Here is a 17963-nt window from a genome sequence, read left to right as displayed (position 1 = left end):
ATACCCAACGGGCCTTCGCGCTGGACTTGCCCGCGAGGCTCTGCCAATCCGCCGCGCATGACAGTCCAGACGCCTTCCAGCCCCGCACCCAACTCCCTGCGCTCGCTGCCCGACGCGAACGGCCACTTCGGCCAGTTCGGCGGTCGCTACGTCGCCGAGACGCTGATGCCGCTGATCCTCGATCTCGAGAAGGAATACCGCGCGGCCAAGGAAGACCCCGCGTTCTGGGCAGAGTTCGACTCGCTGATGAAGGATTTCGTCGGTCGCCCGAGCCCGCTCTACCATGCCCCGCGCATGACCGAGCACTTCCGCGCCCTCGCGCCCGCGGGTCCCAATGGCGAAAAGCGCGGCCCCAAGATCTACTTCAAGCGCGAGGAGCTCAATCACACCGGCGCGCACAAGATCAACAACTGCATCGGCCAGATCCTGCTGGCGATGCGCATGGGCAAGACCAAGATCATCGCCGAGACGGGCGCGGGCCAGCACGGCGTCGCCACCGCGACGGTCGCCGCGCGCTTCGGACTGCCGTGCAAGATCTTCATGGGCGCCAAGGACATCGAGCGCCAGAAGCCCAACGTCTTTCGCATGCGCCTGCTCGGCGCCGAGGTCGTATCCTGCGAGAGCGGCTCTCAGTCGCTCAAGGATGCGATGAACGACGCGCTGCGCTACTGGGTCGCAAACGTCCACGACACCTTCTACATCATCGGCACCGCCGCCGGTCCGCATCCCTATCCCGAGCTCGTGCGCGACTTCCAGTCGGTCATCGGCAAGGAGACGCGCGAGCAGATCATGGAGAAGGAAGGCCGCCTGCCCGACATGCTGGTTGCGGCCGTGGGCGGGGGATCGAACGCGATCGGCCTGTTCCACCCCTTCCTCGACGATCCCGACGTAGCGATGACCGGCATCGAGGCCGCAGGCCATGGCATCGACACCGACAAGCACGCCGCCTCGCTGATGGGCGGCAAGCCCGGCATCCTTCACGGCAACAAGACCTACCTGCTGCAGGACGAGGACGGCCAGATCACCGAGGCGCACTCGATCTCGGCGGGGCTCGACTATCCCGGCCTTGGCCCCGAGCATTCGTGGCTGCACGAGGCTGGCCGCGTCGCCTACGTGCCGATCACCGACAAGCAGGCGCTCGAGGCCTTCACCTTGTGCTGCGAGCTCGAGGGTATCATCCCCGCGCTCGAGAGCGCCCATGCGCTTGCCGCACTGCCCCAGCTCACCGCGCAGATGGACGCGGACAAGCTGCTCGTGGTCAACGTTTCGGGTCGCGGCGACAAGGACATCTTCACCGTCGCCGAGGCGCTGGGGGTCGAGCTGTGAGCAAGGGCGGGTGGCAAAGGCCGCTGGTCGATGCGACGGTGCTGTGGATGGCGGTTTTCCCCGTCCTCTCGATCTTCGCCGACCTGCTGCGCGCGCGCTCGCTCAACCTCTCTGGCGCGACCTATTTCTGGGCCTATGCCTTTCGCGGTGACTGGGGCCGGATCATCGTCAACCTCGGCCTGCTCGCGATCTTCGTCGTGCTGACCGCCGCAATATTGCGCTTCACCGGACGCAGGCTCTTCGCGTGAAGACCTTCCGCGCCCGTGACTTCACCGCCGATGCGGCCTGGGGCAGCGCGCTTCTCGCCGACTTCGGCGAGGTGACCGCCAAGCTGCACTGGACCGACCAGCCCTACCGCTGGCACGTCAACACCGGCGCCGAGGTCTTTACCGTGCTCGACGGCGTGGTCGAGATGCACAGCCGCGATGCCTCGGGCACGGTCAGCGTGACCCGCCTCGAGGCGGGTGACGGCGTCAGCGTAGAACCCGGCGACGAGCACGTCGCCCACCCCCAAGGACCAGCGCGTATCCTGGTCGTCGAGAGAAAAGACAGCGAATGACCCGCTTCGAACAAGCCTTCTCCAAAGGTCCCGCCCTCGTAAGCTTCATCACCGGCGGTGACGGCGATACCGCGGCCAACCTCGACGCGCTCGTCGCAGGCGGCGCCGACGTGATCGAGCTGGGCATGCCCTTCACCGATCCGATGGCCGACGGCGGCGCGATCCAGGAAGCGAACATCCGCAGCCTCGACAAGGGCACGCGCACCGCCGACATCTTCCGCTTCGCCACCGGCTTTCGCGAGCGCCACGCGCAAGTGCCGCTGGTGCTGATGGGCTATGCCAACACGATGATCGCGCGCGGTCCCGAGTGGTTCGCGAGCGAATGCGCCAAGGCCGGCGTCGACGGGGTCATCTGCGTCGACATTCCGCCCGAGGAGGACGCAGAACTCGGCCCCGCGCTGCGCGCCGAAGGCATCTCGCTGATCCGCCTCGCCACCCCGACCACCGATGCAGCGCGCCTGCCCGCGGTGCTCGAAGGCTCCTCGGGCTTCCTCTACTACGTCTCGGTCGCGGGCGTGACCGGCACCCAGACCGCCGCGCAGGCCTCGATCGAGGACGCGGTGGCGCGGCTGAAAGCAGCATCCGACATTCCCGTGGCGGTCGGCTTCGGCGTGCGTACCCCCGAACAGGCCGCGCGGATCGCGAAAGTCGCGGACGGCGTGGTCGTGGGGTCGGCCTTCGTCGATCTGGTGAAAGAGCACGGGGAAGACGCCCCGGCCCACCTGCAACAGCTCGCCTCGGCGCTCGCCGAAGCGGTGCACTCGGCGCGCTGAGGCCCCGGCCGTGACGGCGGTCCTCGACTTCGCGACTTCCGACGCTCCGGCAGTGCAGGCCCAGCTCGACCGGCTGGGCACGCTTTCGGTACCGAGCGGGCGTCTCGGCCTCGACGTCATCCGCGACCTGCTCGAACACCTCGGCAACCCGCAACGCGCGTTGCCGCCGGTGTTCCACGTTGCCGGAACCAACGGCAAGGGCTCGACCTGCGCCTATCTTCGCGCAGCGCTCGAGGCTGCGGGCAAGAGTGTCCACGTCTTCACCAGCCCGCACCTCGTGCGCTTCAACGAGCGCATCCGTGTCGCAGGCGCGCTGATCTCCGACGATCTGCTGGCCGACCTGCTGCGCGAGGTGCTCGACGTCGCCGAGGCACAGCACATCGGCGCGAGCTTCTTCGAGGCCGCCACTGCCGCCGCCTTCCTCGCCTTCTCGCGCGTGCCCGCCGATGCCTGCATCTTCGAGGTCGGCCTGGGCGGCAGGCTCGATGCGACCAACGTGATCGAGGACCCGGTCGCCTGCGGCATCGCCGCGCTGGGCATCGACCACGAGCAGTTCCTGCTCTCCCCCTCTCCCGACGCCCCCGCCGCTCCGCTGGTGCGCATCGCCTACGAAAAATCGGGCATCGCCAAGCCGGGGACGCCGCTGGTCACGCTCGACTACGGCGCGGACATGAACGGTGCGATAGACGCGCAGGCCGCGCGTGCCGATTGCCCGGTCGTGCGCCAGGGCCGCGAGTGGAGCGTCACCCTGCGCGCCGACCACTTCGTCTATGCCGATGCCAAGGGCACGCTCACCCTGCCCCGGCCACGCCTTCCCGGTGACCATCAGGTGATGAACGCCGGGCTCGCCATCGCCATGCTGCGCCGCCAGCATGCGCTCGACCTTGGCGAGGACGCGCTGGCCGAGGCGATGACGCGTGCGCACTGGCCCGCGCGACTGCAGGAGCTGGCAAGGGGCCCGCTCACCGCGCTCCTTCCCGACGACACCGAGGTCTGGCTCGACGGCGGACACAACGTCGATGCGGGCAAGGCGCTCCATGCGCATTTCGCAGGAACTGCGCCCTATATCCACCTCGTCATCGGCATGCTCGCCAACAAGAACCCCGCAGCGCTCGTCGCGCCGCTGGCGGACAGGCTGGCGAGCGTCACCGTCGTGCCCGTCCCCGGCCACGAATGGCACGGGGCCGAGGCCTTCGCGCTGCCCGGCGTGCCCGAGCCTACCATGGCCGACGATGCAGCACAGGCGCTTTCGGGCCTGAGCCCCGGCCCCGGCGAGATCGTGCTGATTGCGGGTTCGCTCTACCTTGCGGGCAGCGTGCTGCGCGCCAACGAAGAGCTGCCCGACTAGGCTCAGGACCCTAGCCGAACACGTCCTCGTCGGACGGCTTGGCGGTCCCGCCCGCGGTGCCCAGCGCCTCGTCGACCAGCCCCGAGCGCATCATCCACCAGAACAGCACGATCCCGGGCAGAGCCGCGATGGTGGTGAGCAGATAGAAGTTCACGTAGCCCATCGCCTCGATCAGCGCGCCTGCGGTCGTGCCGGTCAGGAAGCGCCCGACGACGCTCGCCCCTGCCGAGATGAGAGCATATTGCGAGGCGGTGAAACGCAGGTCGCACAGCGCCGAGAAGTAGGCCACGACGACCACGCCGCCATAGCCGCTGGCGAAGTTCTCGAAGCCGATCGCCCCTGCCATGCCGAGATTGGAGTGACCCGAGGCCGCGAGCATCGCGAAGCTGAGGTTGGAGATCGCCATCAGCACCAGCGCGATCAGCACCGAGCGCTTGAGCCCGAGCCGCGCGTAGATCACGCCGCCGACGAAGACGCCGATGATCAGCGCCCAGAAGCCCACGCCGATGTCGTAGAGCGCGATCTCGTCGTTGGAGAAGCCGAGATCGTCGAACAGCAGGCGGAAGGTCAGGTTGGCGAGCGTGTCGCCGATCTTGTGGACGAGGATGAACAGCAGCACGAGCCATGCCCCGTTGCGCTGGAAGAACTCGCGGAACGGGCCTGCGATCGAGGTCCAGACCTCGTCCAGCCCCTTCTTCTCGTGAACGACCTGATGGCGCTTTGGTTCTCCCATGATCAGCGCGGTGAGCATAGCGGGCAGCGCGAAGACCGCGCAGGCGGCATAAGCGACGTGCCAGTCGAAGCGCGCGGCGAGCACCAGTGCCAGACCACCCGCCCCTGCCGCGCCGATGCGCCAGCCATACTGGCTCATGCCCGAGCCGGTGCCGAGCTGGTAGGGTTTGAGCGTCTCGATTCGGAAGGCGTCGATGACGATGTCGAAGCTCGCCCCGGCAAGCCCGAGCAGAACTGCGGCAAGCGCGGTCCCTGCGATGTCCTTCGTCGGGTCGACCAGCGCGAGGTTCACCGTCGCTGCCATGACCAGCAGCCCCATGACCAGCATCCACGAGACGCGCTGGCCCATGCGCACGAGCACGGGCAGCTTCACGCCGTCGACGATCCAGGCCCAGAGTGGCTTCAGATTGTAGACGAAGAACGCGAGTGTAAATGTTGTAATCGTTGATTTTTCAATGCCATCCTGCGCGAGGCGCGTGGTCAGCGTGGCGGCCAGCATGGCAAAGGGAAAACCCGAGGATACGCCGAGGAAGAACGAGGCGAGGCTCTCCTTCTCGAGGTAGGGCCGCAGCGAATCCATCATGCTGCCCCGTTGTCTTTCGCTTCCGGCTACCACGCATTTCTCCTGGGCACGCTCTTGAATGCGGCAACTTAGCTTCGCGCTGCACAATGGGAAGGCTGGATGAATGCGCGATCAACAGGTATGGGCCGCAAATGTCCAAACCACCCCGCAAATCCGGCGGCCCGACGCGCGGCCGCAACGATGCTTCCGATTCCCGGCGCGAAGGCCGCCCGCCGCGTGCCCGCAAGTTCGGCAAGCCCGACGAGCGGCACAGCGACGAACGAAAGAACGACGGGCGAAAGAACGACGGGCGCCGCCGTGACGGGGGCCGTGACGGTGAGCGCCGCGCCGACCGGCGCGGCAATGACGCCCCTCGTGGCCGCTTCGGCGAAAAGCGTGGCGACGAGCGTCGCGGCAGCGATGCGCCCCGCACCCGCTTCGGCGAGAAGCGTGGCGACGAGCGCCGCGGCAGCGACGCGCCCCGCACCCGCTTCGGCGAGAAGCGTGGCGACGAGCGCCGCGGCAGCGACGCGCCCCGCACCCGCTTCGGCGAGAAGCGTACCGACGAACGCCGTGGCAGCGATACGCCCCGCCCCCGCTTTGGCGAGAAGCGCACTGACGAACGCCGCGGCAATGACGCGCCCCGTGGCCGTTCTGGCGAGAAGCGTGGAAACGAGCGCCGCTTCGGCGATGCGCCCCGCGCCAACAAGCCCTTCGCGGTAAAGCGTCCCGCGCCCGGCTCCAAGCCGCGTGCGGCAGCGCCCACGCCCAAGGACCCGAACCTGCCCGCACGCGAGGGCGAACGCATCGCCAAGCTGCTCGCACGCGCAGGCATCGCCAGCCGCCGCGAGGTCGAGCGCATGATCGCCGAAGGGCGCGTGAAGCTCGACGACGCGGTGATCGACACCCCGGCCACCGTCCTCACCTCGCTCGCGGGCGTGACCGTCGACGGCCATCCCGTGCCCGAGGCGCAGGCAACGCGCCTCTTCGCCTTCCACAAGCCCGGCGGCCTGATCACCGCCGAGTTCGATCCCGCCGGGCGCCCGACGATCTACGCCGCCTTGCGCAATGCCCTGCCCGAGGGCGCCGGCCGGGTGATGCCGGTGGGCCGCCTCGACTTCAACACCGAGGGCCTGCTGCTGCTCACCAACGACGGCGAGTTCAAGCGCACGCTCGAACTGCCCGCCTCGGGCATCCCGCGCACTTACCGCGCGCGTGCCTTCGGCGACATCACCCAGGAAGACCTCGAAGGGCTCATCGAGGGGATCGAGATCGACGGCGTCCACTATGGCCGGATCGACGCCAACATGGAGCGCGGCGTCGGGCGCAACCGCTGGATCGAAATGACCATCACCGAGGGCAAGAACCGCGAAGTGCGCCGCGTACTCGAACATTTCGGGCTCAAGGTCAGCCGCCTGATCCGCATCGGCTACGGCCCCTTCGCGCTCGACGAGCTGCCCAAGGGCGCCGCGGTCGAGATCACCGCCAAGGAAATCGAAGGGTTCCGCCGCGACATCGGCAAGGCTCGCGCCAAGTGAAGGGCGCGCCTGCACGCACCGGGCTTCGCATCGTCGCGGGCGAGTGGCGCGGGCGCAAGCTCGCGACGCCCGAGGGCGAGGTCACCCGTCCCACCGCCGACCGCACCCGCGAGACGCTGTTCTCGATGCTCGCGAGCCGCATCGGCGACTTCGAGGGCCTGAAGGTTGCCGACCTCTTCGCGGGCTCGGGCGCGCTCGGCCTCGAGGCGCTCTCGCGCGGGGCCGCGCATTGCCTCTTCGTCGATCAGGACCCGGCCGCGATCCGCGCCATCCGCAAGAATATCGCCAACCTGCACGCGCAGGATCGCAGCGACGTACGCGCGGCCTCTGCGATGTCACTGGGAACCGCAAAGGAACCGCTCGACCTCGTTCTGCTCGACCCGCCTTACGAAACCGGCGCGGGTTCGGTCGCGATCGACAAGCTCGCGCGGCTCGGCTGGATCGGCGAGGCGACCTGGGTCAGCCTCGAGACCGCGCGCGGCGAGAGCGTCTCGATCCGCGGCTTCGAAGTCGAATCCACCCGCGACGTCGGCAAGGCCCGCCTCCACATCTTGCGCAAGGTCGACTAAGGCGCGTCGCCGCTGCCACCGTGCAAAGGTCGGCAGCGCTGCCTAAGCGACCTTGCACAGGCTTAATCCGTTCCCTAGTTGTTCACCTGTGAACGAGCCTGCATCCCCCTCCCCCAACCCTACCGCGCCTGCACTTGGCGAGGACCCGCTGATCGACGGGCTCAACGAGCCCCAGCGCGAGGCCGTGCTGACCACCGAAGGGCCGGTGCTGATGCTGGCAGGTGCCGGGACCGGCAAGACCTCGGCGCTGACGCGGCGCCTCGCCCACCTCGTGCGCGCGCGCCTCGCCTGGCCGAGCGAGATCCTGTGCGTCACCTTCACCAACAAGGCCGCGCGCGAGATGCGCGAGCGCGTGGGGCGGCTCGTCGGTCCAGCGGTCGAGGGCATGCCCTGGCTCGGCACCTTCCACGCCATCGCCGCCAAGATGCTGCGCCGTCATGCCGAGCTGGTCGGACTCGAATCGAACTACACGATCATCGACACCGACGACCAGTTGCGCCTGCTCAAGCAGCTGATCCAGGCCGAGGGTGTAGATGAGAAGCGCTGGCCGCCGCGCCAGCTGGCGGGCTGCATCGACCGCTGGAAGAACCGCGGGCTCAACCCCAGCGATCTCGATGCGGGCGAGAACGAGGCCTATGCCAACGGCAAGGGGCAGCATTTCTACCGGCTCTACCAGGAGCGGCTCAGGACGCTCAACGCTTGTGACTTCGGCGATCTCCTGCTGCACATGCTCAACATCCTGCGCGAGCATCGCGAGGTCCTCGAGCAGTACCAGCAGCGCTTCAAGTACGTCATGGTCGACGAGTATCAGGACACCAACCAGGTCCAGTACCTGTGGCTGCGCCTGATCGCGCAAAGCCGCCGCAACATCTGCGTGGTGGGTGACGACGACCAGTCGATCTATTCATGGCGCGGCGCAGAAGTTGCCAATATCCTCCGGTTCGAGAAGGATTTTCCCGGCGCCAAGGTCATCCGCCTCGAGCAGAACTACCGCTCGACACCCGAGATCCTCGCGGCTGCCTCAGGGCTGATCAACGAGAACTCGCAGCGGCTCGGCAAGACCTTGTGGACCGAGCGCCATACCGGCGAGAAAGTGCGCGTGATCGGTGTCTGGGACGCGCCCGAGGAAGCGCGCCGTGTCAGCGACGAAATCGAGCGGCTCGAGCGCGAAGGCGCCCCGCTCGACCAGATCGCGATCCTCGTGCGCGCGCAGTACCAGACCCGCGAGTTCGAGGACCGCTTCATCTCGATCGGCATGCGCTATCGCATCGTCGGCGGTTTCCGCTTCTACGAGCGCGCTGAAATCCGCGACGCGCTCGCGTACCTGCGCGTCATCGCCCAACCCGCCGACGACCTCGCCTTCGAGCGGATCTACAACACTCCCAAGCGCGGGCTCGGCGCCAAGGCGCTGGAGAAGCTGCACCTGCTTGCGCGGCGGCAGGAAATCCCGCTCGCGCGCGCCGCGGTCGAGATCGTCGACACCGACGAACTGCCCGCCCGCGCACGTAACACCGTGCTCTCGCTCATGCGCGACTTCGCCCGCTGGCGCGAGCTGTCGGACAGCGAAGGCCCCGCTGACCTGCTGCGCACGGTCATGGACGAGAGCGGCTACACCGATGCGCTCCAGGCCGAAAAGACGCCCGAAGCCAATGGGCGGCTCGAGAACCTCGTCGAGCTGGCGCGGGCCATGGAGGACTACGACAGCCTCGGCGACTTCCTCGAACACGTCAGCCTCGTGATGGACAACGATGCGCGCGACGACGAGGAGAAGGTCACGATCATGACCATGCACGCGGCCAAGGGTCTGGAATTCGACAACGTCTTCCTGCCCGGCTGGGAGGACGGCGTGTTCCCCTCACAGCGCGCGCTCGACGAAGGCGGGCTCGCCAGCCTCGAGGAAGAGCGCCGCCTCGCCTACGTCGCGATCACCCGCGCGCGGCGCAAGTGCACGATCCTGCACGCCGCCAACCGGCGCATCTACGGGCAGTGGACGAGCTCGATTCCCTCGCGCTTCGTCGGTGAACTGCCCGAGGACTTCATCGACAGCGAGACCACGCTCACCGGCGGCGCCTCGCTTTGGCGCGCGCAGTGGTCCGAGCACGCCGACCCCTTCGCCGACGTCGCACGCGCCCAGCCCTCGCGCACCGTCACGCGCGGGCCGGGCTGGCAGCGCGCGGCCAAGCAGGAATTCGAGAAGACCCCGCGCCGGATCGGCGAAAGCACCCGCTCTGCCGCCAGCTTCGCGGCCAAGCCGCGCGCCGACATCGCGGTCGGGGCACGCGTCTTCCACGAGAAGTTCGGCTACGGCACGGTAAGCGCGCAGGAAGGCAACAAGCTCGAGATCGAATTCGAGCAGGCCGGGGCCAAGCGCGTGCTCGACAGTTTCGTCAAACCGGCCTGACGCGCCGGGTCCGGGAACTGCAACCGTAACGATACGGAGCGGGGCCGGAAGGCTCTCGCCCCCGGCCCTGCAGTAACCGCATCACATGTCGGCAGCGTCGATCCGCTCCTGCCACGGATCGGGCCCGAAGCGCACCTTGCCGTCGCTCGCGAAGTCCATGATCTGGCCATCGGCTTCGGAATATGGCTTCCACTCGGGCAGACCGAAGCCCTGGCTCGGCTTGCCGGTCTTCACGAAGTTGACGAGGTAGTCGCTCATCGCCGCGCCCATGGCATTGTCGCGCACGCTGGTCTGCGCGCCGTACTTCACCTTCTGCGTATCGAAGAAGAAGGGAATGTCCGTGGCGTGCTGCGCCCCCGGGACCGGGATGGAATCCGCCACATAGGAAAAGCGGTATTCGTAGACCGGCATGCCGTGCGCCGCGATCGCCGTGGCAAGCTTGCGCGCACCCGCGACCATCTGGCCGTCCACGCCGCCGATATCGGCAGAGGTCGCCCCGATCATCACCGGCACCGGGGCCACATCGCCCTTCTCGAAGTTCTCGCGTTGGGGCGCGGCGGTGACGCCGTCGACGACCGGCAGGGTGTAGGTCACCGGGCCGGGCTTGGGGGCAAACAGCGCCATCAGATTGAGTCCGTCGACCACCTCCTCACCCGAAAGCGCGCGCAGCTTGGCGAGCGCTGCGGGACCGGCCCCGGTGATGCCCTTGCCTTTGGCGAAGGCAACGCCGGCTTCATGCGCGGTTTCCATCGTCGCCTTCGCGAAGCCCCTGCCATTGCCGCCCGACATGACCACCGCCTTGTCGAACAGGTCTCGTGCGCCAGGCAGAGTGAGCAGGTTGTCGACCGAGTTGCCGCCCGCGCTCTCGCCGCTGATGGTCACGTTCTCGGGATCGCCGCCAAAGGCCGCAATGTTGCGCTTCACCCATTCGAGCGCGGCGATCTGGTCCATGAAGCCGTAGTTGACGAGCTTGCCCTCGTCGGCATCGGCCTTGCTCAGCGCGGGGTGGGCGAAGAAGCCGAAGCGGCCGAGGCGATAGTTGAAGCTGAAGACCAGCACGCCCTTCTTCGCCAGCTCTGCGCCCGAATAGGTCGCGGGCGACGCGCCGCCGTTGAGAAAGCCACCGCCGTAGATCCACACCAGCACCGGCAGCTTGCCCTCGGCCTTCGCCGGGCGCCAGACGTTCGCGTAGAGGCAATCCTCGGCAGGCGGCGTGCCGAGCGGGGCTGCATCGCCACCGAAGGGCTTTTGCATGCAGTCGGAAGCATAGTGGTCGGCCGCGCGAACGCCCGACCACGCCTTCGCCGGCTGCGGCGCGCGCCAGCGCAGTTCGCCGATGGGCGGCTGCGCGAAGGGAATGCCCTTCCAGCTTGCCACGCCGTCCTCGACCGTCCCGGCGAGTGCGCCTGTCTCCACCGTCACTTCGGGGCGGTCCTGCGCATGGGCTGCAGGGCCGGTCACGCTCGCCGCCACCGCAACCGCCATCATCGCGAATTTCATTTTCTGTCCTTCCGTCAGCCGGGTCAACGCGCAAGGTTCGCTGCCTCGGACGCCCCGGGTAAAGGCACCATGCGGCGAACATCCGCAAGCCGGAAAAGGTCGCTTTCGCCCCGTGATTTGCGCTTACGCTGCAATGCGATAGACTGTGCCTCGCAAAAGAGCACAGGGGGGACAGCAAGCGATGAGAGACGACCGCCACGCGCCGATCGCGGACAATGCCGCGCGCCGGGACCTGCTGCGCGCAGCCATCATGCTGCCCGTCGCCAGCGCATTGCCATTCTCGCAGGCGCTCATGGCCGCTCCCGACAGCCCGCGCGGCGCTCTTGCCCGAGAGATCGAGAAGGGGCGCGATGCCGATATCGCGCGGCTGCGCGAATGGATCGCCCTGCCCTCGATCGCTGCGGAAAACCGCAACATGCGCGAAGGGGCGCAGTACATGGCCGGTCTCGCGCGCGATGCAGGCTTTACCGGTGTCGAGGTCATCGCGACCGACGGCCACCCCGGCGTCTTCGGGGTGATGGACAACGGCGCACCAACCACGCTCGGGCTCTATTTCATGTACGACGTGAAGCAGTTCGATCCGGCCGAATGGTCCTCCCCGCCACTCGAGGGGCGCATCGTCGACAAGCCCGGCTGGGGCAGCGCACTCGTCGGGCGCGGCGCGATCAACCAGAAAGGCCCTGAAGCGACGCTGCTTGCCGGGCTCCACGCGATGCGCCGTGCCGGGATCAGGCCCCCGGTCAATCTCGTGCTGCTGGCAGAGGGCGAGGAGGAGATCGGCTCACCCCATTTCCGCCAGCTCGCGACCCATGCGCGGGTCCTGCCCGCGCTGAAGAAGTGCGCAGGCATCTTCATTCCCGCCTGCTGGCAGGGGCCCGATGGCGAGGTGTCGATCAATCTGGGTGCCAAGGGCGTGGTCGAACTCGAACTCGTCGCCAGCGGCAAGGCTTGGGGGCGCGGGCCGACAGGCGACATCCATTCGAGCAACAAGGCCAGCGTCGATTCGCCGGTCTGGCGACTGGTGCAGGCACTCCAGACGCTCGTCACGCCCGACGGCAATACCGCCGCGATCGACGGCTGGTTCGAGAACGTGCGCCCGCTCACCGCGCGCGAGAAGGAGCTGATCGCGATCTCGGCGGCCTCCTCCGACGAGGCCAAGGTCAAGCAGATGATGGGCGTCACCCACTGGATCGACGACCTGCCCTTCGAACAGGCGATCGAGCGTCAGGCGAGCCAGCCCACCGTCAACATCGAGGGGCTGGTCGCGGGCTATACCGGGCCCGGCGGCAAGACCATCCTGCCGGGCAAGGCCGTCGCCAAGCTCGATCTCAGGCTGGTGCCGAACCAGACCCGCGCCGAGGCCGAGCGCAAGCTGCGCGCGCACCTCGACGCTCACGGCTTTCCAGATGTCGAGATGAACGTTTCGGGCGGCTATGATCCGACCGAGGTTTCCGAGAATGCGCGGCTGATCAAGGCTCAGGAAAAAGCCTATGCGGCCATGGGCGTGAAGGCCAATCTCTATCCGAGGCTGGCCGGATCATGGCCCGGCTCGACCTTCACCGCGCCGCCGGTCTCGATCCCGGCGACACAGTTCGGCATTGGCCACGGTTCGGGCGCGCATGCGCCGGACGAGTATTTCGTGATCGATTCGACCAACCCCAAGGTCGCCGGAATGAGCGGCGCAGCACTCGGGTTCGTCGAGCTGATCTACCAGCTCGCAGCAACCTGATCCGCAAGCCTGCGCGCAGGCGGCACCGGGCCGCCTGCAGCCGGTGCGATCAGGAAATCGCCGAGACGTTCAGGAAGCCGGGGACCGGACCGTTCCAGTCGCCCTGCCCCGCCGTCGCCATGACGACCGGAGCAGGTTGCGGCGCACGACGCTCTGCGGGCTTGGGAGCCGGTGCAGGTGCTGCCTCGACGACTTCGGCTTCTGCGTAGGCAGGTGCCTCGTCAGCATCCCTACGCGGCTTGCGCGAACGACGGGTAGCGGGCTTGGCCGCTTCGGTCTTCTCCGCCTCGGGCCTCGCCTCTTCTGCCTTGGCAGCTTCGGCCTTGCTTGGGCGCTTGCGACGCCTGGAGCCGGAAGCCTTTTCCTCGGCCGCTGCGGGCTCGGGAGCTGCTTGCGGCGCATCGTCGCCACCCTTGCCCCAGACGGGAATCGGATTGCCGGTGAGCTTTTCGACGTTCTCGATCGCTTCGGCATCCTCGGGGGTGACGAAAGTGAACGCGCGCCCGCTCGCCCCGCCACGGCCGGTGCGGCCGATGCGGTGGACGTAGTCGTCCGGATGCCAGGGCGTGTCGAAGTTGAAGACGTGGCTGATGCCCTTCACGTCGATACCGCGCGCGGCGACGTCGGAGGCAACGAGCACGTTGATCTCGCCCGCCTTGAAGCGCTCGAGCTCGGCAATGCGCGAGGACTGGTCCATGTCGCCATGGATCTCGCCCGCGGCGATGCGGTGGCGCTTGAGGCTCTTGGCGAGCTCGCGCACGGTGGTCTTCCGGTTGCAGAACACGATCGCGGTCGAGACGTTGTCGGTCTCGATCAGTTCGCGCAGGACCTCGCGCTTCTTGCGCGACTGCACCATGACCTTGTGCTGGACAATATTGGTGTTGGCCGTCGCCGGGCGTGCGACCTCGATATACTTCGGGTTCTCGAGGAAACGGTCCGCCAGCTTCTTGATCGGCGGCGGCATCGTTGCCGAGAACAGCATCGTCTGGCGATTGGTTGGCAGCTTGGCGCAGATGCTCTCGATGTCGGGGATGAAGCCCATGTCGAGCATGCGGTCGGCTTCGTCGATCACCAGCAGTTCACAGCCGGTGAGCAGGATCTTGCCGCGCTCGAACAGGTCCATCAGGCGGCCCGGCGTCGCGATCAGGACGTCGACACCTTCCTGCAGCGCCTTCACCTGGTCGCCCATCTGCACGCCGCCAATGAGCAGCGCCATGCGCAGATCGTGGTTCTTGCCGTACTTGACGAAGTTGTCGGCGACCTGCGCTGCCAGTTCGCGCGTCGGCTCGAGGATGAGCGAGCGCGGCATCAGCGCACGGCGGCGGCCATGCGCGAGGATGTCGATCATCGGCAGCACGAAACTGGCGGTCTTGCCGGTGCCGGTCTGGGCGATGCCGATGAGGTCCTTCATCATGAGGACGGGCGGAATCGCCTGCGCCTGGATCGGAGTCGGCTCGGTATAGCCCGCGGATTCCACGGCTTGGAGCAATTCGTCAGACAGGCCGAGATCGGCAAAGTTCATAGACAGTCAGGTTTCCGGAAAAAAGAGATTTCGCGACCAAGACGATCACGCCATCGGAATCGAACGAATGCCGATCGGACCGGCGCGTGCGTCAGCCGCCCCCTACGCGCGAGAGGGCCCGAAAGTCAAGGAATTCCGCTGATCGCCCTGCGAACAGTCGGTTAGTCGTCCACCTCGACGAGCTGACGGATACGCGTCAGCTTGCAATTCATGCCACTGCGCGCGAGCAACTTGTCGCGATTTACGCAGAGCTTCCCATCATTCGAATGGCTCAGGTAAAAGCCTGAGTAGAAGTCCTTTGCCCGGCATGAGCGCTCGAGTTGTGCACTCACCACGCGGCGGTCGCGCATGTACAGAAGCAGCCGGTTGCCGCGCTCCGGCTGAACTCCGGCGATGCCGCGAACCGGCACGCAGTCGCCCATCTTGCGTTCGACGATCTCGTGGCCGGGACGTCCCTCGGGCATGGCCACCAGCATGTCGGGCGGCATGTGCATCGGTGCGCGCGGGGTGATGCGGATGGTCATGCGCCGTTCGATGCGCACCTGCCTCGCATCGCGCGGGCCCGCACCCTGCGCCAAAGGAAGCGACAGCGGCGCGGCCGTGGCTTCACCGAGAAGATGCAGGCCTTCGCGGCTGTTCGCTTCGTGGAGCGGCCCCGCGTCCCAGACTTCGCGCCCGCGCGTCACGCCTTCCGCCGAGGCCACTTCGCGCGCCGGATCCTGCGGCTCGCTCACGGCAGCCGAGGGCCACAGCAGGACCAGTGGATAGAGCAGGACGGAAACTAGGCTCATTCTTCGATCGACTTCCCCGGGGGCAGTGATGCCTGCCCCGCACCCCTAGCGCAAGAGCTTGAACCACCGCTTAACCTGCGCGCACGGTGCACCCTCCCCTGCGCCCCGGTCCAGACCGGAGAGATTGCGCAGGTACCTGCAAAGAGGGATGAAACGGCTGCACGCATGTGCGATAGCGCGCGTCATGTCCCAGTTTCGCGCATTTCTCGAAGAGGCGGCCGACCTGCTCGGTCCGCAGGGCCTCACCACCGATCCCGACCTCGTCGAGCCCTGGCTGACAGACTGGCGCGGTCGCTTCACCGGGCGTGCTCTTGCGCTCGCCTCGCCTGCGGACACCGGCCAGGTAAGCGCGCTGGTCAAGCTGTGCGCAAGCCATGGCGTCGCGATTGTGCCGCAGGGCGGCAATTCGGGGATGTCCGCCGGCGCCACGCCCGACACCAGCGGCGAGCAACTGCTGCTCTCGCTGCGCCGGATGAACCGCATCCGCGACGTCGATGCCGAAGCCGGACGCGCCACCTGCGAGGCAGGCGTCGTCCTCCAAACCCTCCACGAGGCCGCCGAAGCCGAGGGCATGCGCTTCGCGCTCACGCTGGGCGGCAAGGGTTCGGCCACGGTGGGCGGGCTGATCTCGACCAATGCCGGCGGCACGCAGGTCCTGCGCCACGGCTCGATGCGCGCGCTCGTTCTCGGTCTCGAGGCGGTGCTCGCGGATGGCAGCGTGTTCTCGATGCTCACCCCGCTCAAGAAGGACAACCGCGGCTTCGACCTCAAGCAGCTGCTGATCGGGTCGGAAGGCACGCTCGGCATCGTCACCGCAGCGACGCTCGCGCTCATCCCGGCCGTGGCCGAACGCGTGGTGTGCTGGGCCGGGGTTCCTTCGCTCGAAGTGGCCCGCCGCCTCCTGCACCATTGCGAGGGCGCGCTCGGAAATGCGGTCGAGGGCTTCGAGGTTATCCCGGCCAGCTGCCTGCGCGACGTGCTCGGCCACTTGCCCGATACGCGCGCGCCCCTGGCGGGCGAACACGCCTGGCACGTATTGATCGAGACCGTCGCCGACGAGACCGGCGCGGCGCACTTGCGCGATCAGGTCGAGGCGATGATGGCCGGGGCCTTCGAGGCCGACCTCGTCGAGGATGCCGTACTCTCGGCCAGCGAGACCCAGGCCGAGGCACTATGGCTGCTGCGCGAATCGATTTCGCCTGCCGAGAAGGCCAAGGGCCCGGCGGTCCAGCACGACATCTCGGTGCCGGTCGAGAAGATGCCCGGCTTCATAGATACCTGCGTGCCCCTGCTCGAACGTGAATGGCCCGGCACCGAGGCGCTCGCCTTCGGGCATCTGGGCGATGGCAATGTCCATTTCCACGTGATCGCCCCGCGCGGCGTCGATGCGGATGTCTGGTATGCCGGCGATGCCCACGCGATCAGCGCGCGGGTCCACGATCTCGTCACCGAGTGGGGCGGCTCCATTTCTGCCGAACACGGCATCGGCCAGCTCAAGCGCGATGAACTCGCGCGGCTGGGCGACCCGACCGCGCTGGCGATGATGCGTGCGGTCAAACAGGCGCTCGACCCGCGCGGCCTGCTCAACCCCGGCAAGTTGATCTGACCCGCACCGGGCCGATGTGCCCCCTCGCGGGACAGCAAAGCGCGAATTGCGCGGCGGACAGCAGTGCCGCACTGCTTGCACCGTGACATTCGAGCCACTAAAGCGTGCAGCTTGTTTGTTCCTGGCTTCACTACTGCGGAGAGTAACGCAATGGCCACCGCGCCACAGAATCCTTCCCTTCCCTTGTTCTACAAGGACCTGATTCCGCTTAATTCGCAGCAGCATGCGACCTGGAAGACGCGCAGCACCGACAAGGCCACCTGGCTCGTCGGCGTCAATTCCGTGCCCTTGACGGTGGAAGAGTTCCCGCAGGCCCAGCGTCACTTCCCGATCATCTTCACCGGCGGCGACAACCCGATCCCGCTCGCGCTGATGGGCATGAACGAGGGCGTCAACGTCTTCGTCGAGGACGACGGCAAGGTCACCAACCCGATCTACATGCCGGCCTATGCCCGCCGCTATCCGTTCATGCTCGCGCGCCTGCGCCCCGAGGCGGAAGAGCTTTCGCTCTGCGTCGATCCCTCGAGCGATCTGGTCGGCGAAGACGTCGAGGGCGAAGCCCTGTTCGACGGCGAACAGCCGAGCGAGACCACCAAGAACATGCTCAAGTTCTGCGAGAACTTCGAGATCGCAGGTTCCAAGACCGCCAACTTCATGGCCGAGCTCAAGAAGCACGACCTGCTGATGGACGGCGAGCTGAACATCGACATCAACGGCAGCCAGCCGTTCAACTACCGCGGCTTCCAGATGGTCGACGAGACCAAGCTGCGCGAAGTGCGCGGTGACGTCCTGCGCCAGTGGAACCAGAACGGCCTGCTCGCGCTGATCTACGCTCACCTGTTCTCGCTCGAACTGGTGCGCGACATCTTCGGCCGCCAGGTCCAGCAGGGCAAGGGCCCCCAGCCCGTCCCCGCCGCCAACGCCTGAGGGCGGGCAGCAGGCGACCCCGCACCGGGTCGCGACGCGCTATAGAACGAGCGCAGGTTCCGTCCGGGACCTGCGCTCGT

At 67.3% G+C, this 17963-nt stretch carries 15 protein-coding genes; 11 read left to right on the top strand and 4 right to left on the bottom strand.

Annotated elements, in window-relative coordinates:
- Positions 1–57 precede the first annotated feature (57 nt).
- From trpB to I5E68_RS07960, 5 genes are read left to right on the top strand one after another with little or no spacing between them, the layout of a single operon-like run.
- Positions 58–1326 carry a tryptophan synthase subunit beta gene (gene trpB, locus I5E68_RS07980; protein ID WP_197162717.1) on the top strand — a complete coding sequence of 423 codons (1269 nt, stop codon included), beginning with the start codon at positions 58–60 and terminating at the stop codon, positions 1324–1326.
- Positions 1323–1574 (top strand): hypothetical protein, encoded by a 252-nt coding sequence (locus I5E68_RS07975; RefSeq protein WP_197162716.1) that lies wholly within the window; start codon positions 1323–1325, stop codon positions 1572–1574. The genes trpB and I5E68_RS07975 overlap by 4 nt, the downstream gene beginning before the upstream one ends.
- Positions 1571–1885 (top strand): cupin domain-containing protein, encoded by a 315-nt coding sequence (locus tag I5E68_RS07970; RefSeq protein WP_197162715.1) that lies wholly within the window; start codon positions 1571–1573, stop codon positions 1883–1885. Before I5E68_RS07975 ends, I5E68_RS07970 begins: the two co-directional genes overlap by 4 nt.
- Complete coding sequence (trpA, locus tag I5E68_RS07965) at positions 1882–2658, top strand: tryptophan synthase subunit alpha (RefSeq protein WP_197162714.1); 777 nt, start codon at positions 1882–1884, stop codon at positions 2656–2658. The genes I5E68_RS07970 and trpA overlap by 4 nt, the downstream gene beginning before the upstream one ends.
- Positions 2659–2668: 10 nt before the next feature.
- Positions 2669–4006 (top strand): bifunctional folylpolyglutamate synthase/dihydrofolate synthase, encoded by a 1338-nt coding sequence (locus I5E68_RS07960; RefSeq protein ID WP_197162712.1) that lies wholly within the window; start codon positions 2669–2671, stop codon positions 4004–4006.
- Positions 4007–4016: 10 nt separating this feature from the next.
- On the opposite strand, the gene I5E68_RS07955 is transcribed toward I5E68_RS07960, so the two are convergent.
- Positions 4017–5321, bottom strand: coding sequence for an AmpG family muropeptide MFS transporter (locus I5E68_RS07955; protein WP_197162710.1), 1305 nt, complete (start codon positions 5319–5321; stop codon positions 4017–4019).
- A gap of 131 nt (positions 5322–5452) precedes the next feature.
- Between I5E68_RS07955 and I5E68_RS07950 the strand changes: the two genes are divergently transcribed.
- The 3 genes from I5E68_RS07950 (at position 5453) to I5E68_RS07940 (ending at position 9808) form a co-directional block, all read left to right on the top strand.
- Positions 5453–6838, top strand: a complete 1386-nt coding sequence (locus I5E68_RS07950) for a pseudouridine synthase (RefSeq protein WP_197162708.1) — start codon at positions 5453–5455, stop codon at positions 6836–6838.
- A complete protein-coding gene (gene rsmD, locus I5E68_RS07945; RefSeq protein ID WP_197162706.1) occupies positions 6835–7407 on the top strand; it encodes a 16S rRNA (guanine(966)-N(2))-methyltransferase RsmD in 573 nt (190 codons plus the stop codon). Before I5E68_RS07950 ends, rsmD begins: the two co-directional genes overlap by 4 nt.
- A 148-nt stretch (positions 7408–7555) precedes the next feature.
- The gene (locus tag I5E68_RS07940; RefSeq protein ID WP_228727103.1) at positions 7556–9808 is read left to right on the top strand and encodes an ATP-dependent helicase; all 2253 of its coding nucleotides are present in this window, start codon (positions 7556–7558) and stop codon (positions 9806–9808) included.
- 81 nt (positions 9809–9889) lie between these two features.
- Here the strand turns inward: I5E68_RS07940 and I5E68_RS07935 are convergent, their stop codons facing one another.
- Positions 9890–11308 (bottom strand): carboxylesterase/lipase family protein, encoded by a 1419-nt coding sequence (locus I5E68_RS07935; RefSeq protein WP_197162702.1) that lies wholly within the window; start codon positions 11306–11308, stop codon positions 9890–9892.
- Positions 11309–11489: 181 nt separating this feature from the next.
- On the opposite strand from I5E68_RS07935, the gene I5E68_RS07930 reads away from it, so the two are divergent.
- A complete protein-coding gene (locus I5E68_RS07930; protein ID WP_228726882.1) occupies positions 11490–13037 on the top strand; it encodes a M20/M25/M40 family metallo-hydrolase in 1548 nt (515 codons plus the stop codon).
- A gap of 49 nt (positions 13038–13086) precedes the next feature.
- Here I5E68_RS07930 and I5E68_RS07925 read toward each other — a convergent pair whose 3' ends face one another.
- Together I5E68_RS07925 and I5E68_RS07920 are read right to left on the bottom strand one after the other, a co-directional pair.
- Complete coding sequence (locus I5E68_RS07925; protein WP_197162700.1) at positions 13087–14559, bottom strand: DEAD/DEAH box helicase; 1473 nt, start codon at positions 14557–14559, stop codon at positions 13087–13089.
- A 161-nt stretch (positions 14560–14720) separates the two neighbouring features.
- A complete protein-coding gene (locus I5E68_RS07920) occupies positions 14721–15350 on the bottom strand; it encodes a hypothetical protein (RefSeq protein ID WP_197162698.1) in 630 nt (209 codons plus the stop codon).
- A gap of 184 nt (positions 15351–15534) precedes the next feature.
- On the opposite strand from I5E68_RS07920, the gene I5E68_RS07915 reads away from it, so the two are divergent.
- On the top strand, positions 15535–16956 hold the full coding sequence (locus tag I5E68_RS07915) for an FAD-binding oxidoreductase (protein WP_197162696.1): 1422 nt from the start codon (positions 15535–15537) through the stop codon (positions 16954–16956).
- A gap of 150 nt (positions 16957–17106) precedes the next feature.
- Positions 17107–17883: a SapC family protein gene (locus tag I5E68_RS07910; protein WP_197162694.1), complete on the top strand. Its 777-nt coding sequence runs from the start codon at positions 17107–17109 to the stop codon at positions 17881–17883.
- The last annotated feature ends 80 nt before the right edge of the window (positions 17884–17963 follow it).

This window comes from Novosphingobium aureum (assembly GCF_015865035.1).
GTDB lineage: Bacteria > Pseudomonadota > Alphaproteobacteria > Sphingomonadales > Sphingomonadaceae > Novosphingobium > Novosphingobium aureum.
The sequence above is the reverse complement of the archived record's forward strand: the minus strand, read 5'-3'. Positions and strand labels throughout refer to the sequence as shown.